Origin of the sequence: Blautia segnis (assembly GCF_014287535.1) — a bacterium.
GTDB lineage: Bacteria > Bacillota > Clostridia > Lachnospirales > Lachnospiraceae > Blautia_A > Blautia_A acetigignens.
In genome coordinates, this window is sequence record NZ_JACOOT010000004.1 from 97,847 (window position 1) to 116,304 (window position 18,458).

Sequence of the window (18,458 nt, forward strand, 5' to 3'; positions counted from 1 at the left end):
TGAGCTGAATTTATAATCTTGACAAATAAGAAAACTTGTGCGTATATTGTAAAAAAGCTTTTCGAAAAAACAAATTTATACAAAGGGGAAATGGAAGATGGATTTGAAAAACTATTCAACAGGTGTCCAGCATATCGGAATTCCAACAAACGATATTGATAAAACCGTAGAATTTTATCATAAACTGGGCTTTGAAACTGCTTTTGAAACAGTTAACAAAGAAGCCGACGAGAAGGTTGTATTCCTGAAGCTTGGAACTCTGGTTGTGGAAACCTATGAGAATCACGCAGCAGCTCTTCGTGCAGGAGCAATTGATCATGTTGCACTTGATGTTAAGGACATAGAAGAGATTTATCAGTACATTAACGGGGTTGGCTTGAATACCACACAGGACAGTATTCATTTTTTACCATTCTGGGAAAAGGGAGTAAAGTTTTTCACTATTGAAGGACCGAATAAAGAGAAGGTTGAATTCAGTCAGTACTTATAAAGGATATTTACAACAGGAAGCCGGTACATTGCCTGAAACAATGTATCGGCTTTTATAAGGTGGATGAAAAATGAAACAGTTAAAAAAATGGTATCTGAATCTTTCAATTCAGAGAAAATATCTATATTGTATACTTAGCATTACGCTGGTTGTACTTTTGGCAGCCAGCTTTTTACAGTTTATGTCTGCATCAGAAATTGTAACAGAGCAGACTGTGAAACAGTCAGCAGGAGTGATCAATGAGCTGTCTGTTAACCTTGATCATTATTTTGATATGGTGGAAAATTCATTTGAATATATCGCAAACAGCAGTATTGTACAGGAAGAACTGGAATCTGATAAACCATATAAATCCGATGGGTCCGAGCTTTATTCTTATTATTCAAGGGCCGGCCAGATCAGAAGACTGCTTTTGCAGGGCTATACAAGCATATATATAAATGATATTCAGCTGTATGGTTATAACGGTGCCAACCATCTTCTTTCCAATGACAGAGGGATTAACGAAGAAAGCTCCGAAATTTCCTGCGCAATGGCAGAAAATTCCAACGGACGCTGTGTTTACTATAATGCAGTGGACGAAAATCTGATCTATATGGCAAAACAGATAAAAGATGTATTGACTATGGAGCCTCTTGGAATTTTAAGAGCTTCTATCAAAATCAGTTATTTAAAGAAAATGACACTGACGGCGCAGGAATCCTTGTCGGCTCATATATTTTTGCTGGATCAGGATAACAATATTCTTCTGGAAAGTGCCGGGGAAAATATGGATCTGAAGGATCAGAAATGGGTGGATCAGATTAATGGAAATTCCGGAAATCTGTGGCTTAATCTGGATGGGAAAGCTTACAACCTTGTTTACCAGACAAGCTCAGAAACCGGACTTACAGTTGCCGGGATGATTCCAACCAGCTTTTTACAGAAAACGGCCCGGGAACTGGAAAAAACCACTGTGATGTTGATAGGAATCAGTATTCTTCTGTGCATTCTTCTGGCTAATATTATGGCGCGCGGAATTACAAGACCTATTGAAAAAACAAGTAATGCTATGAAAAAATTTGCAAAAGGAGATTTCTCAGTGCGCCTTCCGGAAGGAAGAGCAGATGAAATCGGAGCCATGAATTTGGTTTTTAACCAGACCATTGAGAAGGTTGAGAAGCTGCTGAAGCAGATTGTAGAGATGGAAATGGTAAATAAAGATATTGAATTTCAAGCATTACAGGCACAGATCAATCCCCATTTCCTTTATAACGTGCTGGATACAATTAACTGGATGGCCAGAAAAAAGGGTGAAGAAAATATCTGCCGGATGGTAACTGCAATCAGTAACCTTATGAGGGCAAGCATCAGCAATAAACGAAGCATGGTACGTGTGAAAGAAGAACTGAAATATATTGAAGACTATCTTTTTATTCAGGAAACAAGATACGGAGATAAATTTACTTCGTATATTGAGGTAGACGAGGAACTGAATGAACTGGAAATTCCTAAGATGGTAATACAGACGCTGGTTGAAAATGCAGTTGTTCACGGAGTCGAAAATGCCACCTGGGATTGTTTCCTCTATATTTCAGGAGAAATCCAGGATGACATGGCAGTATTTAAGGTAAAGGATGACGGTGTGGGAATTTCTGCAGAAAAGCTGGAAGCTCTTTTAAAAATGGAGGAAGAACCGGAGCATAAGGCGGAAAGAACACATACAAATCTGGGTATTTATGCAGTACAAAAACGTCTGGAATATGTATATCACGGAAAAGCCAAAATGACGATCACATCAGAAAAAGAAAAGGGAACTCTGGTTGTGCTGGAAATTCCTCTGAAAAAAGCGAAGGAGATTATGAAAGATGGAACTTCAGGTAATGATATTGGATGATGAGTATATTATTTTAGATGGTTTATGCTCTTTTCCCTGGTCAGATTATGGATATCAGGTGGCTGCTACTGCGAAAAATGGTCTGGAGGGACTGGAAAAGCTGGAACATATAAAGCCGGATCTGATTCTTACAGATGTCCGGATGCCTGGAATGGATGGTCTGGATTTTGCCGAGCGGGCTCACGAGATGTATCCGGATACGGTCATTGTAATCCTGACAGGCTATGACAGCTTTGCCTATGCCCAAAAAGCAATCAGTATTGGTGTGAAGGAATACCTGCTGAAGCCCATTGATTACGATGAATTAAAAAATATGGCAGCCAGGCTTGCTGAAGAAATACGTGCAAAGAAAGAAGAACAGCAGGAGGTTCGGGATTTACAGAAATATTTTAATCAGTCTGTACCGGAGCTAAGGTCTAAATTTGCAGGAAATCTTCTCTATGGAAGGCTTCAGGGAAAAGGAGTGGTGCAGGAGCAGGCGAAATCCCTTAAGCTGACCATCGAAAAATACATTGTATGTGTTGGAAGAAAGGTAGTTGGGGAAAAACGACTTCACGAAGGCGACAAATGGATTGAAGAATTTGCCTGTATCAATATTTTTGAGGAAATTTTCAACAATTACAACATACAGGTGTTGAGTGATTATAATACGGCTACAGCTGAGTATAACTTTATACTTTTGTTTGCAAAAGAGGAAGAAAATCAGAAATGTATGGATCGTGCACTTCAGGCCTGTGACAAAATCCAGGAAGAAGTGGAACGGTATTTGAAAGCATGCATGAATTTTGGAATCAGTGATATTTCGGAAGATGAATATCAGGCGAATGCCCAGTACCGAAAAGCCCAGAAGGCTTGCAGACAGTGCATTTATCTTGGAATGAACATTATTCTGAAATATGAAGACCTGCAATACGAGGAACAGAAGGAGTTTGTGATCACACAAGGCGAAAGAATGCACTTCATGATGACACTGTTTCAGGAAAGCTTCGAAAAGGCGGAAGAGGAATTGCGCCAGCTTTTTGCCCAGGCACCGGAGGATGGGGCAGCTGTTAAATTTGCAGCAATGGATCTGCTGTTTGGGTGTATGAAGTTTCCATACACCTGTGCAGTGGACAGTGAAATACATAATAAAAACTGGAATTTTTCTGTACTTCAGGATGGAGTAAAACGAATTTCCCAATGTGAAACTACAGAAGAAGTCCTGAATTGTATGTTTAATCTGTTTGGAACACTGATCAAGCAGAATACAGAAGGCTCAGATGAGCGGAACTGGAAGCTGGTTCAGAGCATATTATCATACATTGAGAAAAATTATGCCACGGATATTTCAATGGATGATCTTACAGAAAAGTTTCATGTGAGCCGAACCTATATCAGCCGGCTTCTGAAGAAATATGCAGGAAAAAGCTTTCTGGAATATCTGACAGATGTGCGTTTTAAGCATGTGGAGAAGCTGATAGCAGATGATCACTATAAGCAATATGAAATAGCAGAAATGGTAGGATATAAGGATTTCGGATATTACATTAAGGTGTTTAAAAAGCGATACGGCATTACCCCTAATGAGTTCCGTAAACATATCTAAAAGCAATGGGAGATTTGTGCACAAAAGGAAACTGTGTACAAATCTCCCATTTTTACTTTTATTTCCAATTGTTTATAAAAGCACCAGAAGGTAAAATAAAATCATCAAAAGCGAGGAAACCTAAAATAAAAGGAGGAAAATGAAATGAAAAAAATGAGAAAAATGGTATCTCTGGTGCTGACAGCAGCTATGACAGCTGGTCTTATGACAGGAATGGGAGCGTTAACCGCTTCAGCAGACAGCGAGAGAACCAAGATTACTGCACTGTTAAAAGGAACGGAATCAACAGAGCAGTTTCAGACCTTTGACTATCTTCTGAAAAACTTCTGTGACGAGAAAGGCCTGGATTATGAAATTGAACTTGTAAACGATATGCAGGACTATTTCACAAAGCTGCAGATGTACATCAACAGTGATACACTTCCAGACATCTTTGGATGCCCGAATGGAACACTTTCCGCAGCCTGCAAGGACATTGATGCACTGGTTGATGTAGGTGCAGAGCTGGAAAGAAACGGATATGCAGATAAACTGAATGGAGCAATCCGCGATTTCCTTACTGATGCAGATGACGGAAATCTGTACCTGTTTCCACAGGGTCTGTACTGTGAATACTTCATGTACAGAAAAGACATTTTTGAAGATGCAGGAATTACAGATGCACCAACAACCTGGGAAGAGTTTGAAGAGGATTGCCAGAAAATTGCAGATTTAGGTGAGATTCCGGTAATCGTAGGTGGTTCCGATGCATGGCAGCTTATGAGATACCTTTCCTTCTCTCCATGGAGAGTAACAGGTCCTGAATTTATCCAGGGATATCAGGCAGGAACAGATTCCTTTAGTGAAAATGAGTCTGCAAAATATGCAGTAAATCTTCTTTCTGATCTTGGAACAAAAGGATATTTTGAGCCTGGATTTGCAAGTGTAGACTTTACATCCGCATGCAACCTGTTCTTCGGTGGTACAGGAGCAATCTTCTATACCGGCTCCGGACAGATCAGCCTGGCAGAAGAGATGTATGATAACGGAGAACTCGGATTCTTCCCGGTACCGGATACAGAAGGCATGGATAATATGGCTACAAATGTACCGATCCATGCAGGATTTGCAGAAGGCTTTAATAAAGCTACATATGATGATACAATGCAGGAATTCTTTGATTATATGTGCGAGAACTTCTCCGATGCTTGCTACAATCAGGCACATGTATTCTCTCCATTTAACGAGGATTCTCTTCCAGAAGGACTTCCGCAGCTGTACTATGACACTCAGCCAATGTTCGAGGACGCAGAAACAGCATGGACTTCCTGGGATGACAAGCTTGATTCTGATGTAATGACAAAAATTGTTGATGAACAGCAGAAGCTGGCACAGGGAATCACCACACCAGACGAATTTATTGAAACCTGTGATTCTTTTATTAAATAAAGAATTTTAAGTGTGCAGGAATGAGACTGGCGGAAAATTTGCCAGTCTCTTTTAAAGAAAGGAGAGAGTCTTATGCAGAAAGCATTTGGAAAGAAATCAGTAATTTTTATGTTTCTTTTTCCTGCATTCCTTATCTATACTGCATTTGTTATTGTGTCCATTGTATGGGCAGGTTATTACAGCTTTTTTGACTGGAGCGGTGTAGGCGAGAAAATATTTGTAGGATTCAAGAATTATGTGGAGCTTTTAACACAAGATACCGTGTTCCGCTCTACAGTATGGCATACAATTGTTTATACGATTATCAATGTGGCAATTCAGGTATTTGGAGGCTTACTGTTTGCAGTCCTTCTTTCCCGAATCAAAAGAGGCAGAGTTGCTTTACAGACTTTGTATTATATTCCGGTAGTAATTTCATCAGTTGCAATCTGCCAGATTTTTACAAAACTGTTCTCTGTAACACCAATTGGAATCGTGAATCAGATTTTATCCTTCATAAACCCTTCATTCAAGTTCATGGAGTGGATATCAAATCCGCAGATTTCACTGTACGTAACAGCGTTTGTAGAGGCTTATAAATATCTGGGACTGTATATGGTTATTTTCTATGCAGCACTGATCGGTGTACCGGATGAACTTGGTGAAGCAGCATTGATTGACGGAGCAGCAGTATGGCAGGAATATCTGTATGTGAAAATTCCATACATCAAACCGGTTATCATTGCCAACTGTCTTCTGGTATTAAATGGATCCTTAAGATCCTTTGAGTTCTCATACCTGCTGACACATGGCGGACCTGGAAATGCATCAGAGCTTATGACAACCTATATGTACAAACAGGCCTTCAGCAGTATGAAATATGGATACGGAAGTGCCGTAGCCATTATGATCGTAATTATTTGTATGGTAGTAGGATTATTATTCCGTAAATTCTCAGGAGAGGGGGAAGACGAATGAAAAAGAAAAAAGTTTCCATTCCCAGCATTATTAAATGGGTCATTGCGTTATTCCTGGTTATTATGCAGGTGTATCCCTTCTTCTATGTATTTACCTCCAGCTTTAAGTCATTAGATGACTTCAGAAAGCTTCCGGCATATGCGCTTCCATCTAAGTGGATATTAACAAACTTTATTAATGTTTTTACAAAGAGCCATATGCTGACTTATTTTAAGAACAGTATTATTGTTTTGATCGGTGTATTAGTTCCATTACTTTTATTTGCACTGATGGCTGGATTTGCACTTAGCAAAATCAAGTTCAGAGGAAGAAAAATAATCCTGAACTATTTCCTGCTCGGATTAATGCTTCCTATGCAGGTTGCCTTAATTCCACTGTTTAGTATTTTTAACAAAATGGGATTGATCAATACATATCCGGCGATTATTTTACCGCAGATTGCATTTTCATTATCCTATTCCATCCAGCTGTTTTACTCCTTCAATAAATTCTTCCCGGAGGAAATGCTGGAAGCTGCTATTATTGACGGATGCTCTCCGATGGGCTGCTTTTTCAAAATGGTAGTTCCGATGTCTTTGAACTCCATCATTACAGTAGCTACCATGCAGGCTGTTTTCTGCTGGAATGAATATATTAATGCTTATACATTTACAAGATCCACAGATATGAAAACAATTACACTGGGTCTGAATGACTTTGTGGGAAGCATGGGACTGACCGACTGGGGCGCAACCTTTGCTGCGATTACAGTTACAGTACTCCCGGTATTTATTTTCTATTTCTTCAGCAGCAAGAAGATGCTTGCAGGTATGACCGCAGGCGCTGTGAAGGGATGAGTAAAAATTAAACAAAAATGGCGATATATGAACGCCTGTAAAGAAAAGGAGAATATATTATGCAGAAATTATACTATCAGTTTCCAGAAACATGGTTTGGTGATTGCATGCCATTCGGACATGGAGATAAATTTTATTTATATCATCAGAGAGATACCAGAAAACCAGGACCGTTTGGCGAGCCATTTGGCTGGGATTTAGCAACAACCTCGGATTTTGTTCACTACGAAGACTGTGGTGTGGCAATTCCAAGAGGAACCGACGAAGAGCAGGATCAGTTTATTTTCGCAGGAAGTGTTTTTGAAGCAGAGGGACAGTATCATATTTTCTATACCGGCTACAACCGTGATTATCCGGCACTTGGAAAACCGTCTCAGGTACTGATGCATGCATATAGTGATGATCTGGTTACCTGGCACAAAACTCAGGATGCTCTTACCTTTACCCCACAGGAAGGTTATGATCCAGATGACTGGAGAGATCCGTGGGTGATCCGTGATGAAGAAAATGATCAGTACTTACTGATTCTTGGAGCAAGACTGCAGGGACCGAAAACAAGACAGACCGGTAGAACTGTTAAATTTACTTCCAAGGATCTGAAAAACTGGAAGTTTGAAGGCGATTTCTGGGCACCGGACCTTTATACCATGCATGAAATGCCAGACCTGTTTAAAATTGGTGACTGGTGGTATCACATTGTAACAGAATACAGTGACAGAAGCAAAATGGTTTACCGCATGAGCAAGAGTTTGAACGGTCCATGGATCGCACCAAAGGATGATGCATTCGACGGCAGAGCTTATTATGCAGGACGTACCTTTGAACTGAACGGACAGAGAATCCTGTTTGGTTGGGTTGCAACAAAAGACAAAGACGATGACGATGAAAACTTTATCTGGGCAGGAACCTTTATGGCACATGAGGTATACCAGAAAGAGGATGGCACTCTTGGTGTAAGAATTCCGGAAACTGTATGGAATGCTTTTGACAAAGAGGAAAAGAAGGATGATTTCGTTATCGACACACCAACCAAGAGCTCAGAAGTAGTTGTTGGAAGAAATACCGGTGACATTTTCAAATTTGAAGCAGATGTGGAGTTCTCTGAGGGTACAAGAACATTTGGCGTGAGATTTTATGAGGATGAGGACAAAGCAGAATCTTATCAGTTTGTATTTAATGTTACAGAGAACCGTTATGTATTTGAGAAGAAACCGAACTGGCCATGGCCCGCAAATCAGAACATCGGACTGGAAAGACCAATTGATTTGATCCCGGGAAAGAAATATAACATCCGTATGATCGTGGATGACACAATTGCTACCATTTATGTGGACGGTGTGGCTTTGAATGCACGAGCATACAAGAGACCGGGAGAAAGCTTATCCCTGTTTGCTTCTGAGGGAAGCCTGAAGGTTACAAATTGTAAGGTGACTACTGGGTTGAAGTAATTTAGTGCAGCTGAAAAGAGGGAGATGCGAAAAAACTCAATCGAGTTTTTTCACATCCCCTTTTTAATATCTGTTTTATTCCTTTGTTTTTCCCTCCATAGTCTGCTGTTCATGATTATAAATCCAGCTGGGCGTCATACTTTCGCTTCCATCTCCGTATACAGAAACAGCAATGTACTTTCCGTCTTTCACATAATATCCAATTTCCAGTTTCAGATTCGCTGCCAGTGGTCCGCCTTGTTTCCGGCTTTCTCCTATCTGAATATCGGCATTGCTGATATCAAAGGTAGTCTGTGTAAAATTGCCTTCCGAACCATATTCCATCGTTACGCTGTCCTCATCAGATTCTGTAAGGACTCCGTTTATATATATGATTTCCGATTCTGGTTCGTCGGCAGCACTGCTCTCAGAAGAGGAGGTCTCTTTATTATTCGGGGACTGTCCACATCCCGGAAGACCTGCCAGCAATATCCCAAGCATTATGAATCATGCTGTCATTCTTTTGTATCTCATTTTTCTCTTTCCCCTGTTGTAAATGATGATTTTCCTTTGATTCTGCCCTCCCTGTTAATAATCCTCAGAAGTTTCCTCTTCCTCGTCTATATAATCTGCATCCCCGGATTCTTCATACTCCTGCGTATCCTCTTCTGCCTGGGTATTTCTCTGTTCCATATTATACAGCTGACTGGGTGAAAAATATTCTGTCCCATCGCTGTATACATAAGTAGCAATGTTCACTCCATCTTTCACATAATAATTTACATCTACATTAAGGCTTGTTCTAAGACCACTGACTCCGATCACTTCATCTACCTGAATATCCAGCTCTGCACTGCTGATGTCAAAAGTCATTTCATAGAAATCTCCATCAGAGCCTGTCTCTATTGTCATGGTAGAGTCATCGTTATATCTTACATTTCCGCTGACGGACTTCATTTCATAATTATAAACCCAGCTTGGGGTCATACTTTCACTTCCGTCTCCATATACAGAAACAGCAATGTAATCTCCATTCTCCACATAATATCCAATTTTAAGATTCAGATTTGCCGCTAAAGGTCCCCCCTGTTTCTTGTTTTCGCCTATCTGAATATCCGCATTACTGATATCAAAAGTTGTCTGATTAAAATCCCCGTCAGATCCATACTCGATTGTTACACTGTCCTCATCGGAATCTGTTAAAACTCCGTTTATATATGTAATTTCTTTTTCCGCTTCTGAAGATGTGTTTCCTGTATTGCCGGACTGAGACCCTGAGCCTGTCTGCGCAGCTGCTTTCGTAGGTTTTGGTGCTGCTGTGGCCGCCGCCTTGGTCGGTTCCGAAGCAGATGTTCCTCCATTCCCCTCTGTCAGTCCGCATCCGGAAAAACACGTTGCTGCTATTCCCAATGCCATAAATACTGCTGTCAATTTCTTGTAGTTCATTTTCTCTTCCTCCTGACATAATATTTTTCTTTCATTATACGCCTTTAACTTATCCATTTTGCAGAAACTGTCAAAATCACGTCTCTTATTGGAATAATTTCCTTTTTTTCTTTTTTATTTATTTTTATTTTATACCTGCAAATTCATATTTTGTAAAACTTACCTTCCTGATATTCTGCTTTTATAAGCTTGTCCGATATGATAAAATATTGATATGATAAAGAAAAAGGAACTACACATTATGACGCCAAAACAAAAAATCAAACAAATTATCTTATTGGTTTTCGGTCTGTCTGTTGCTCACCTGGGTGTGACTTTTTTTATTCAGGCAAATCTGGGAACTGACCCCTTTAATGTCCTTGTGCAGGGAATCTTCCGCAGTGTCCCATGGCCGGCAGCTCTTAACTGGACCCACGGACGAACTCACATGATGATCTGTTTTCTGATCATTATGGTGCTGCTTTTCATTGACCGAAGCTACATACGAATTGGAACGATCATCTGTATGTTTCTTGGCGGACCTATTATTGATCTTTTTACCGTCCTGCTTGGAGACTGTATCAACAGTTCTCTGCCCATAGCAGTGCGCATCATCGTCCTTGTAGCAGGATGTATCATCCTTGCTCTTGGCATGACCATAGTGATCAAATCGGAAGCGGGAACAGGTCCCAATGATCTGGTTGCCATTGTCATCAGCGACAAAAGTCACAAACCTTTCGGCATCGTGCGCATCCTGACAGACTGCTTCTTTGTGATCGCAGGTTTTCTGCTTGGAGGAACCTTTGGACTGGGAACTATTATCTGTGCCTTTATCGTAGGTCCTGGCGCACAGATCTTTATGCCATATTCCCAACGCTTCTGCAAAAAAATAATCGGAAATTAAACTCATACCCGGCTGCCATGTTGTCACGGCTGCCGGGTACGGGTTTTTAAATAATAACTTCTTTAATTATTGATTCCTGCTTACTACAAAGATAAAAAGCTGGTACAACTGAAATCAGTCAAAACTCCAGTGTACCAACTTTTAATTAGTTATGATCATCTATAAATTATTGTTTTACAAACGACTATATAAAGAATTTATTTTAGCGCGTGTTGCCGGTCCGATGATACCATCCACTGACAGTCCATAAGTTCTTTGGAATCTACAAACCGCATCATAGGTTCCTTGTCCAAAAACACCATCTGCACCGGCCGATCCACAGCTATAACCTAAAGCAATAAGCTTCCTCTGCATATCTCTGACGTCAGTTCCGCTGGATCCCATAGATAAATTACCTCCGGTACTTCCACCATCGCTAGAACCATAAGCAGGTCTGCAAAATGACATTTTTCTCCCACCAATAGATCTCTTCGACGTTCTAACTGCATCTCCAGAATTGCCATCTATAGTAATAATTTCACTGCTGGTTACTGTTTTTACAATTCCTACATGCCCATACGTTCCTCCATTATTTGTACTAACTATAGCAAGATCTCCAACTTTCGGAGTATTATAAACGCGTCCTAATGAATTATAATATCGCCATACTTCATAAACTGAAGCTGTTTTTGCACCGCCACAAAAAAGAGCAGAAGCTCCGGCATGTTTAAAAACCCACCATACAAATACTGCACACCATGGATAATTTTCACCATTTACAGCTCGTCCATAATATTCCGTATTATATTTGACATTGTTCACCCCCGTTTCTTTTACTCCAATCTCTTTACTTGCCATGTTAATAATCGTACTTGCTGTTGCCATATCTTTTTCTCCACTTTATTTTTTTAATAACCGGTTATCTGCCTTATATAAAGATAAAATGAAGAAAAACAGAAACTAAAATTAAAGAAAAATTTCAACTACATCCTCATGTTCTTATAATGATACAATATTGAAAACAAAGGAAAGCGAGGGAGCGATATGAAAGAAAAATTTTTTAAAGGCGCATGTATTGCATATATTCTGTTGGGAAGTGTATTTTTTCCAAAAAGCGCCTGGGCGGAAGAACCTCTGGGAACCATGGTCTACCATGATATCAAGGATTTCGGAGAATATTACGATTCGGAATCAGCTATTACCTATGCATTTATAAAAGGAACACTTTCTTCCTGTTCAGACAGTACTAATATTTGTACCGTAACCTCTGACAACGGTAAAGAGGTCGACATATCAGTCGAAAATCCGGAAGACATTCAGAAATACTGCGGTTCAGAGGTTCATGTCTGGTATTCCAAAAATAAACAGAATATCAATAAGCTTATTTCCTGCTCCCCGGAAACTTTCTGGAAAAAGCTCATTGATATTGAAGACAAACAATATTTAATCGAAACGGGAAAGCTTTCTGCTGACAGCTTAACCGAAGAGGAAAAAGCCTTTAAAGAAAACACAATCCAGATAAACGGCACTCTGACTAAATATGTTTCTTTCGCAATGGTCGACAATTTTGGTATCTGTTCTCTTATATTTGTCGAAACAGCAGACGGTGTCACTGAAATATTTCCTATAGATAATCCCTGCAGTCAGTGTGATTCCGTTGAGCGCTACAGGACTTTTGAAGATTATATAAAATTATATGAAGGAATGCAAATAAATGCTGACGTATTCAAAGGACTGAATGTCGCCTATCATTTCGGGGAAGCATAAACTAACAAGAACATATCCTCCAGCAAAACTCATACCCGGCTGCCATGTTGTCACGGCTGCCGGGTACGGGTTTTTATTTTACTTACTGCGGGACTCCCACAGAAGCAATCTTACGATTTAAATTTTTGGAATTCCATCAAATCCAGCCTGGAGTTCTGCATCTGTGGGAATATAATCACTCATTTCTCCATCATTATATCTTCCATAAGCAAACATATCAAAATATCCTGTTCCGGTAAGTCCAAACACAATAGTCTTTTCTTCTCCAGTCTCTTTACATTTCATTGCTTCATCCAGAGCTGCCCGGATCGCATGAGCGCTTTCAGGCGCCGGAAGAATTCCTTCCACGCGGGAAACATCTGAGCCGCCTCAAAAACAGAAGTCTGTTCAAACATCACAATATTTTTCTGCCGATATCACGGCATTTGCACCGTCAGCAACCGCTGTTACAACCTGACGAAGCTGTTTGGTCCTGATATCTCCTGCTGCAAAAATGCCCGGTGTACTTGTTACACAGTCTTCTCCTGCAATGATATATCCTCCCTCGTCCAGAGCCACCAGATTTTTAAATTTCTCTGTATTCGGGAGAATATGAAAGCAAAAAGAATCAACAAAATAATTGCAATATTTTTCATGTTTTTGTGTTTAATGCTATCAACAACATCTGTATCCGCTGCACCAAAAATCAATAAAAAGACAGCAACAGTATATGTTAACAAAACCATAACCTTAAGAATCAATGGAGCGAAACGTAAAGTAAAATGGAGGTCTTCGAACGCTAAGATTGCTTCTGTCAATAAAAATGGAGTAGTTAGAGGCAAAAGGGCAGGAAAAGCAAAAATTACTGGATATCTTAATGGAAAAAGATATGTGTGTAGAGTTACTGTGAAAAAGAAAAAAAATAATCCAAAATTAAACTATTCAAATATTGCAAGCTCCACTGGAAGGGTAATTCAATTAAAACTATTGCACTGCAAATCAAAGGTATCTTGGAGCAGCAGTAATGCAAAAGTAGCTTCTGTTTCACGAACAGGTAAAGCGAGATTTAAAAATAGTGGTGTAGCTTATATCTATGCAAAAACAGGTAAAAAACGTTACAAGTGCATTATAACAGTTTTTGATAGGCCATTAGGTTTATATTATTCATCTACGCCAACTCCGACTCCAACACCAAAATTAAAATACGATATCAAAAAGGCTGCACCCAAAGCAGAGCAAAAAATACTTGATATATTTAATGCCACAGGATTTAAGTTGAAGTATAGAAATATTGGCAATTGGACTTATGGTTTGACAAGCACATATGACTATGATAAATCAATCACTCTTAGTACAGAACTTTTTGATACATCTAAAAGAATATGGAAAGGCAGTGAGCAGATAACTCTTGAAAATGTCACATATCATGAACTTGGACATTTTGTTGCCTGGATTACTGACCGTTCTGATTTGACAAACAAAATGCAGCAACTCAAAAAAGAAGAGGATAAAAGACATACAGAGAATGCTACAGAATACTTTGCTGACTCTTATATGCGATGGGTATTAAACAGGAACCAACTAAAAAAAGAACAGCCAAGAACTTATCAATATATTAAAGAACAAATTGACTATATTAGCAAAACACCGATAAGTCATTGGATTGGTAAATATTGAAGTTTTTGTCATTTTTTTGCATTTAAAAGGGGCTGTGAAATAAGTCCCTAAAAGAAATAGGACCATTCGTTTATGCGAAAGGTCCTATTTTTGTGGTAAAATTAACTTGCGATGAAAACTTTACACAATAATTATTGTAATTCAAAACAAGGATATTTACCACTGTTTCTTTCAGATTGTTTGGATCTGCTGGATCCTGTTTTAACATTTGACAGATTGATGGGAGGAATCGATTTAAACAAGTATCTGACGGATATTCCGGAGTACACAACCGGACGGCTCAGATATAATCCAGTCAACATGTTAAAAACAGTACTTTTCGGATTTATGACTAGCGGCTACTGCTCTCTGAGAGAACTGGAAGACAACTGCAAAGTTAATATCAGGTTCATGTATCTCATGGATCACCAGACTCCGTCATACAGAACCTTTGGATATTTCATCAATGAAATACTTCAAGATAAGATTGAAAACATTTTTAACGACATCAATCATGCTATCTTTAACGATGAGCATGTAGATCTGCAACATCTCTACATCGACGGCTCCAAGTTTGAAGCAAACGCAAACAAGTATACCTGGGTATGGAAGAAGGCTACCGAAAAGTTCCGTTACAAGCTTTACGAAAAAATCACTGCGGAGATTGAGGAGATTAATGTAGAAATCGCATGGAGCGGGGTGCAGATCACAACAAATCCGGAGTATGTACCGGATTATCTGAATGAAATCGTTGAGCAGCTAGTACTTTTATGGGAACTGGATACAAGTACATTTGTTTACGGAAGTGGAAAGCGAAAATCCAAAGAACAGCGTCATTATGAACACTTGACTACTTTCTGTCAGAAACTTCAAGAATACATACAAAAAATTGAAATCTGTGGTCCTAATCGAAACAGTTACTCTAAAACAGATAACTCAGCTACCTTTATGCGTATCAAAACGGATTACATGGGAAATGATCAGCTTCTGCCAGCATATAATGTACAGATTGGTGTAACAGATGAATATATTGCAGTTGTTGACGTGAACCATTATCGTTCGGATATGGATTGTTTCGTTCCTTTGATGGAGCACTTCAAACAAACTTATGGATTCTATCCCAAATATCCTGTGGCAGATGCTGGATATGGCTCATACAACAATTATATTTTCTGTGAACAGAACGGAATTGAAAAGTATATGAAATTTCCAATGTTTAAAAAGGAAACTAAGGATCAGAAATATCATGAAGATCCATTTCGTGCAGTTAACTTCAGAATTGATGAGCAAGGTGTCATGAGATGTCCTAACGATAAAGCATTCCATTTTTTATACAGAAAAAATGTGAGGGGAAATCAATACGGACGTAAGGAAGAATTGTATGAATGCGAAGACTGTAGTGGATGTCCATATGCAGAGAAATGTAAGAAGACAGATAAGAATCGAACCGTTCGGATCAATCAGGAATTAACTTCCATGCATCAGGAAGTAATCGAAAACCTGGAAAGTATCCACGGTGCGTTATTACGAATGAACCGTTCGATACAAGCAGAAGGCACTTTCGGAATTATGAAAAACGACCGTTGGTACAAGAGAATTGTCCGAAGAGGTATTCATTCAGTCAAACTGGAAGTTTTACTTGTGGCGATAGGCCACAATCTATATAAATATCAGAAAAAAAGATGAGAAACAGAACTGCCGCATAGATTCAAAAAAAGAATTTCTATGGGGTAGGGGAAGTGCGCTTTCTTTGCGCATGATTTCAGTCATTTATACACAACAGGTACAAAAAGGGAGATGCGAAAAAACTCAATCGAGTTTTTTCACATCCCCCTCTGATAAAATTGGTGTCATATAGTTATTCGTTGAATGAGGTCTCACATAGTTGTACCAGTTAATGTATTGCTTTGTCATTTCATCTAACTGCTCAACACTTTCAAAAGTATATCTATAGTAAAAACAATTTTTGAAAGTATTATAAAATCTTTCCATTGGCGCATTATCATAAGGACAGCCAGCCTTGCTCATACTTTGAATTACGCCGTTATCCTTGCAAAAATTGACAAACTCCCAAGATGTATATTGTACTCCCTGATCGCTGTGCAGAAGTATTCCATTGCTTGGTTTTTCTTTTTTTAGGGCTTCCGTAAGTGTTTCTATTGCAAGTTCTGTATTTATGTAATCGCTATTGACTGATGCTATAGCAGATCTGTCAAATAAATCCATAATGGTACAGTTATATCGAAACTTACCATTAGGCTGACGCATATATGTAAAATCAGTGCACCAAATCTTATTTTTTTCATCGACGTTGAAGTTTTGTTTTAAGAGATTATCAAAGATTTTATGTTTTTTACAGCTTTTGTAACCTGGCTTTTTTCTCATAACTATAGCAGACAGATTAAGATCCTTATTCATATATTTATGGATGGTTGTTGTACTCAGATGTATACCATATCTTTGTAGAAAGATTTTCATAGGCCGATATCCAATAGTTCTATTATTGTTGTAATAGATATACTTTATCCTTTCATAAACCATAAATCTTTGCTCGTAATAATCTCTTTTCGTATCTTTCAGATAATTGTAGTAACAATTAAGGCTAATCTTAAAATGTCTGCACAACCATCTTAAGCCAAATTGCTCCTTATTTTTGTCAATGAATCGATATACCACTAATCGATTTCCTTTGCAAAGAATGCCGCTGCTTTTTTTAAAAAATCAATTTCTTTATCCTTCTCATGAAGAAGCTGGTTCAGTCTTCTGATTTCCTTTGCAGATTCGAATTTTTCCTGTGATGTTTTAGTGGTAGTTTTATATTGGCATTCTTCACCATGTTTTTTTACCCACCCGGTGAGGGTGCTTTTTGCAACATTGTAGTCAGCTGCTATCTCACTTATTGAGCGATCACCTGCCATATAGGCTTTGACTACTTCAATTTTAAAATTTTCATTGTAACGTGTGGCCATGATTGGTCCCTCCTTTGGATAATAAATATTATATACTATCCGAACAAGGTGTTACAAATTTAGTTTACCACTACAACAGGACGATACTGACATCAAGGGATATGCAGGTGATCCTTGCCGGATTGCGGAGTCTGGACAGTGTAAGCGGCAGCAGGTATTACAGCCAGCTGATGGAAAAGCTTCAGACAGGATCGTCAGAGTTTATCAGCGGACGCGATTACATATTGATAGACCTTTCATCATGGAACAAAGGTTCATTGGCTCAAAAGATCGAGGTGATTCAGAGTGCATTGAGAACAGGAACATTCTGACCTTTGATTATTTCGCTCCTTCGGGAGAGAGCAGCCGCAGCATAGAGCCATATTTCATTGTGTTCAAGTGGACAAGCTGGTATGTGTGGGGCTGGTGCATGAGCCGGAAGGATTTCCGCCTGTTTAAGCTGAACCGCATGGACAGGGTGGCGGCTTCTGATAAGACATTTGAGTGCCGCGAGGTTCTGATTCCGGATCTGTCAAATGAAAAGATATTTCCGGGCGGCATCAGAGTAAAGGCGCTTTTTACTTCCGATGTGAAGTGGCGCCTGGTGGAAGAGTTCGGCCCGGATTGCTTTACCGAAGCTGAGGATGGCCGATTGCTTTTCACAGCGGATTATACGGACCTGGAAAGCCTTGTCACGTGGCTTCTGACCTTTGGAGAGAAGGCAGAAGTTTTGGAACCGGCGGAGGTTCGCAGTGCGATAAGGCACATTGCGGAAGAGACAATAAAAAATTATACGGAGGATTAGAGTGATGAAGCTGGATGGATTCGGGATCATGGTGGATGACATGGCAGCAATGATCCGGTTTTACCGGGATGTACTTGGATTTGAGATTAAAGAAGCAGAGGATACCACGAATGTATTTCTGGAAAAGGATGGAACGCTGTTTCTGCTTTACCGGAAATCGGATTTTGAGAAGATGACAGGCAGGAAGTATTCTTATTGCAGCGGTGTGAACGGACATTATGAGATAGCGCTTAGCGTGGATAATTATGAGGAAGTGGACAACGCATATTGGAAAGTGATGATCTCTCGGAATTCTGATTGATCATGCCAGCGAAACTCTGGCAGTGAACTTTGAAAAGTAGATATTGTTTCTGGAACAAAAAAACGGCATGAGAAATAAACATAGCTTTCACTATG

17 protein-coding genes and 3 pseudogenes are annotated in these 18,458 nt (G+C 39.4%); 13 read left to right on the forward strand and 7 right to left on the reverse strand.

Annotated features, from left to right (window positions below; genetic code table 11):
- The first annotated feature begins 97 nt into the window (after window positions 1-97).
- From H8S54_RS02080 to H8S54_RS02110, 7 genes are all read left to right on the forward strand, one after another.
- Complete coding sequence (locus tag H8S54_RS02080) at window positions 98-490, forward strand: VOC family protein (RefSeq protein ID WP_186900797.1); 393 nt, start codon at window positions 98-100, stop codon at window positions 488-490.
- A gap of 70 nt (window positions 491-560) precedes the next feature.
- Window positions 561-2,366, forward strand: a complete 1,806-nt coding sequence (locus H8S54_RS02085; protein WP_117849440.1) for a cache domain-containing sensor histidine kinase — start codon at window positions 561-563, stop codon at window positions 2,364-2,366.
- Window positions 2,338-3,951 (forward strand): response regulator transcription factor, encoded by a 1,614-nt coding sequence (locus tag H8S54_RS02090; RefSeq protein WP_186900798.1) that lies wholly within the window; start codon window positions 2,338-2,340, stop codon window positions 3,949-3,951. Before H8S54_RS02085 ends, H8S54_RS02090 begins: the two co-directional genes overlap by 29 nt.
- A 144-nt stretch (window positions 3,952-4,095) precedes the next feature.
- Window positions 4,096-5,379, forward strand: a complete 1,284-nt coding sequence (locus H8S54_RS02095) for an ABC transporter substrate-binding protein (RefSeq protein ID WP_186900799.1) — start codon at window positions 4,096-4,098, stop codon at window positions 5,377-5,379.
- Window positions 5,380-5,451: 72 nt separating this feature from the next.
- Window positions 5,452-6,336 carry a carbohydrate ABC transporter permease gene (locus H8S54_RS02100; RefSeq protein ID WP_021924801.1) on the forward strand — a complete coding sequence of 295 codons (885 nt, stop codon included), beginning with the start codon at window positions 5,452-5,454 and terminating at the stop codon, window positions 6,334-6,336.
- Entirely contained in the window at window positions 6,333-7,172 is an 840-nt protein-coding gene (locus H8S54_RS02105) for a carbohydrate ABC transporter permease (RefSeq protein WP_021924802.1), read from the forward strand. The genes H8S54_RS02100 and H8S54_RS02105 overlap by 4 nt, the downstream gene beginning before the upstream one ends.
- Window positions 7,173-7,231: 59 nt before the next feature.
- Window positions 7,232-8,620 carry a glycoside hydrolase family 32 protein gene (locus H8S54_RS02110; RefSeq protein ID WP_186900800.1) on the forward strand — a complete coding sequence of 463 codons (1,389 nt, stop codon included), beginning with the start codon at window positions 7,232-7,234 and terminating at the stop codon, window positions 8,618-8,620.
- Window positions 8,621-8,695: 75 nt separating this feature from the next.
- Here the strand turns inward: H8S54_RS02110 and H8S54_RS02115 are convergent, their stop codons facing one another.
- On the reverse strand, window positions 8,696-9,100 hold the full coding sequence (locus H8S54_RS02115) for a hypothetical protein (protein ID WP_117849435.1): 405 nt from the start codon (window positions 9,098-9,100) through the stop codon (window positions 8,696-8,698).
- A gap of 87 nt (window positions 9,101-9,187) precedes the next feature.
- A complete protein-coding gene (locus tag H8S54_RS02120; protein WP_173768263.1) occupies window positions 9,188-10,045 on the reverse strand; it encodes a hypothetical protein in 858 nt (285 codons plus the stop codon).
- A gap of 241 nt (window positions 10,046-10,286) precedes the next feature.
- Here H8S54_RS02120 and H8S54_RS02125 point away from each other — a divergent pair, with 241 nt between their 5' ends.
- Window positions 10,287-10,928, forward strand: coding sequence for a YczE/YyaS/YitT family protein (locus tag H8S54_RS02125; protein WP_186900801.1), 642 nt, complete (start codon window positions 10,287-10,289; stop codon window positions 10,926-10,928).
- A gap of 174 nt (window positions 10,929-11,102) precedes the next feature.
- Here the strand turns inward: H8S54_RS02125 and H8S54_RS02130 are convergent, their stop codons facing one another.
- Window positions 11,103-11,792 carry a peptidoglycan-binding protein gene (locus H8S54_RS02130; protein ID WP_117849432.1) on the reverse strand — a complete coding sequence of 230 codons (690 nt, stop codon included), beginning with the start codon at window positions 11,790-11,792 and terminating at the stop codon, window positions 11,103-11,105.
- Between the two features lie 159 nt (window positions 11,793-11,951).
- On the opposite strand from H8S54_RS02130, the gene H8S54_RS02135 reads away from it, so the two are divergent.
- Window positions 11,952-12,674: a hypothetical protein gene (locus H8S54_RS02135; protein WP_117849431.1), complete on the forward strand. Its 723-nt coding sequence runs from the start codon at window positions 11,952-11,954 to the stop codon at window positions 12,672-12,674.
- A 117-nt stretch (window positions 12,675-12,791) separates the two neighbouring features.
- Here H8S54_RS02135 and H8S54_RS02140 read toward each other — a convergent pair.
- Both H8S54_RS02140 and H8S54_RS02145 read right to left on the reverse strand, forming a co-directional pair.
- Window positions 12,792-13,063: pseudogene (locus tag H8S54_RS02140) on the reverse strand (TrpB-like pyridoxal phosphate-dependent enzyme); the annotation flags it as partial.
- A pseudogene (locus H8S54_RS02145) lies at window positions 13,062-13,265 on the reverse strand (NAD(P)/FAD-dependent oxidoreductase); the annotation flags it as partial. The pseudogenes H8S54_RS02140 and H8S54_RS02145, both read right to left, overlap by 2 nt.
- Between H8S54_RS02145 and H8S54_RS02150 the strand changes: the two are divergent.
- Both H8S54_RS02150 and H8S54_RS02155 read left to right on the forward strand, forming a co-directional pair.
- Window positions 13,266-14,330 (forward strand): Ig-like domain-containing protein, encoded by a 1,065-nt coding sequence (locus H8S54_RS02150; RefSeq protein WP_186900802.1) that lies wholly within the window; start codon window positions 13,266-13,268, stop codon window positions 14,328-14,330.
- A gap of 111 nt (window positions 14,331-14,441) precedes the next feature.
- Window positions 14,442-16,015: pseudogene (locus tag H8S54_RS02155) on the forward strand (IS1182 family transposase).
- Between the two features lie 103 nt (window positions 16,016-16,118).
- On the opposite strand, the gene H8S54_RS02160 reads toward H8S54_RS02155, so the two are convergent.
- Both H8S54_RS02160 and H8S54_RS02165 read right to left on the reverse strand, forming a co-directional pair.
- Window positions 16,119-16,985 (reverse strand): IS3 family transposase, encoded by an 867-nt coding sequence (locus H8S54_RS02160; RefSeq protein ID WP_186900804.1) that lies wholly within the window; start codon window positions 16,983-16,985, stop codon window positions 16,119-16,121.
- Window positions 16,985-17,278: a transposase gene (locus H8S54_RS02165; protein WP_186900805.1), complete on the reverse strand. Its 294-nt coding sequence runs from the start codon at window positions 17,276-17,278 to the stop codon at window positions 16,985-16,987. The genes H8S54_RS02160 and H8S54_RS02165 overlap by 1 nt, the downstream gene beginning before the upstream one ends.
- Window positions 17,279-17,519: 241 nt before the next feature.
- On the opposite strand from H8S54_RS02165, the gene H8S54_RS02170 reads away from it, so the two are divergent.
- Together H8S54_RS02170 and H8S54_RS02175 are read left to right on the forward strand one after the other, a co-directional pair.
- Complete coding sequence (locus H8S54_RS02170; protein WP_330600047.1) at window positions 17,520-18,062, forward strand: WYL domain-containing protein; 543 nt, start codon at window positions 17,520-17,522, stop codon at window positions 18,060-18,062.
- A gap of 4 nt (window positions 18,063-18,066) precedes the next feature.
- On the forward strand, window positions 18,067-18,363 hold the full coding sequence (locus H8S54_RS02175) for a VOC family protein (RefSeq protein ID WP_186900806.1): 297 nt from the start codon (window positions 18,067-18,069) through the stop codon (window positions 18,361-18,363).
- The last annotated feature ends 95 nt before the right edge of the window (window positions 18,364-18,458 follow it).

Coding starts and splice junctions, on each gene's coding strand:
- H8S54_RS02135 (WP_117849431.1), top strand. CDS start 11,952: ATGAAAGAAAAATTTTTTAAAGGCGCATGTATTGCATATATTCTGTTG.
- H8S54_RS02085 (WP_117849440.1), top strand. CDS start 561: ATGAAACAGTTAAAAAAATGGTATCTGAATCTTTCAATTCAGAGAAAA.
- H8S54_RS02150 (WP_186900802.1), top strand. CDS start 13,266: ATGAAAGCAAAAAGAATCAACAAAATAATTGCAATATTTTTCATGTTT.
- H8S54_RS02100 (WP_021924801.1), top strand. CDS start 5,452: ATGCAGAAAGCATTTGGAAAGAAATCAGTAATTTTTATGTTTCTTTTT.
- H8S54_RS02125 (WP_186900801.1), top strand. CDS start 10,287: ATGACGCCAAAACAAAAAATCAAACAAATTATCTTATTGGTTTTCGGT.
- H8S54_RS02095 (WP_186900799.1), top strand. CDS start 4,096: ATGAAAAAAATGAGAAAAATGGTATCTCTGGTGCTGACAGCAGCTATG.
- H8S54_RS02090 (WP_186900798.1), top strand. CDS start 2,338: ATGGAACTTCAGGTAATGATATTGGATGATGAGTATATTATTTTAGAT.
- H8S54_RS02105 (WP_021924802.1), top strand. CDS start 6,333: ATGAAAAAGAAAAAAGTTTCCATTCCCAGCATTATTAAATGGGTCATT.
- H8S54_RS02120 (WP_173768263.1), bottom strand. CDS start 10,045: ATGAACTACAAGAAATTGACAGCAGTATTTATGGCATTGGGAATAGCA.
- H8S54_RS02080 (WP_186900797.1), top strand. CDS start 98: ATGGATTTGAAAAACTATTCAACAGGTGTCCAGCATATCGGAATTCCA.
- H8S54_RS02175 (WP_186900806.1), top strand. CDS start 18,067: ATGAAGCTGGATGGATTCGGGATCATGGTGGATGACATGGCAGCAATG.
- H8S54_RS02130 (WP_117849432.1), bottom strand. CDS start 11,792: ATGGCAACAGCAAGTACGATTATTAACATGGCAAGTAAAGAGATTGGA.
- H8S54_RS02165 (WP_186900805.1), bottom strand. CDS start 17,278: ATGGCCACACGTTACAATGAAAATTTTAAAATTGAAGTAGTCAAAGCC.
- H8S54_RS02170 (WP_330600047.1), top strand. CDS start 17,520: ATGGAACAAAGGTTCATTGGCTCAAAAGATCGAGGTGATTCAGAGTGC.
- H8S54_RS02110 (WP_186900800.1), top strand. CDS start 7,232: ATGCAGAAATTATACTATCAGTTTCCAGAAACATGGTTTGGTGATTGC.
- H8S54_RS02115 (WP_117849435.1), bottom strand. CDS start 9,100: ATGCTTGGGATATTGCTGGCAGGTCTTCCGGGATGTGGACAGTCCCCG.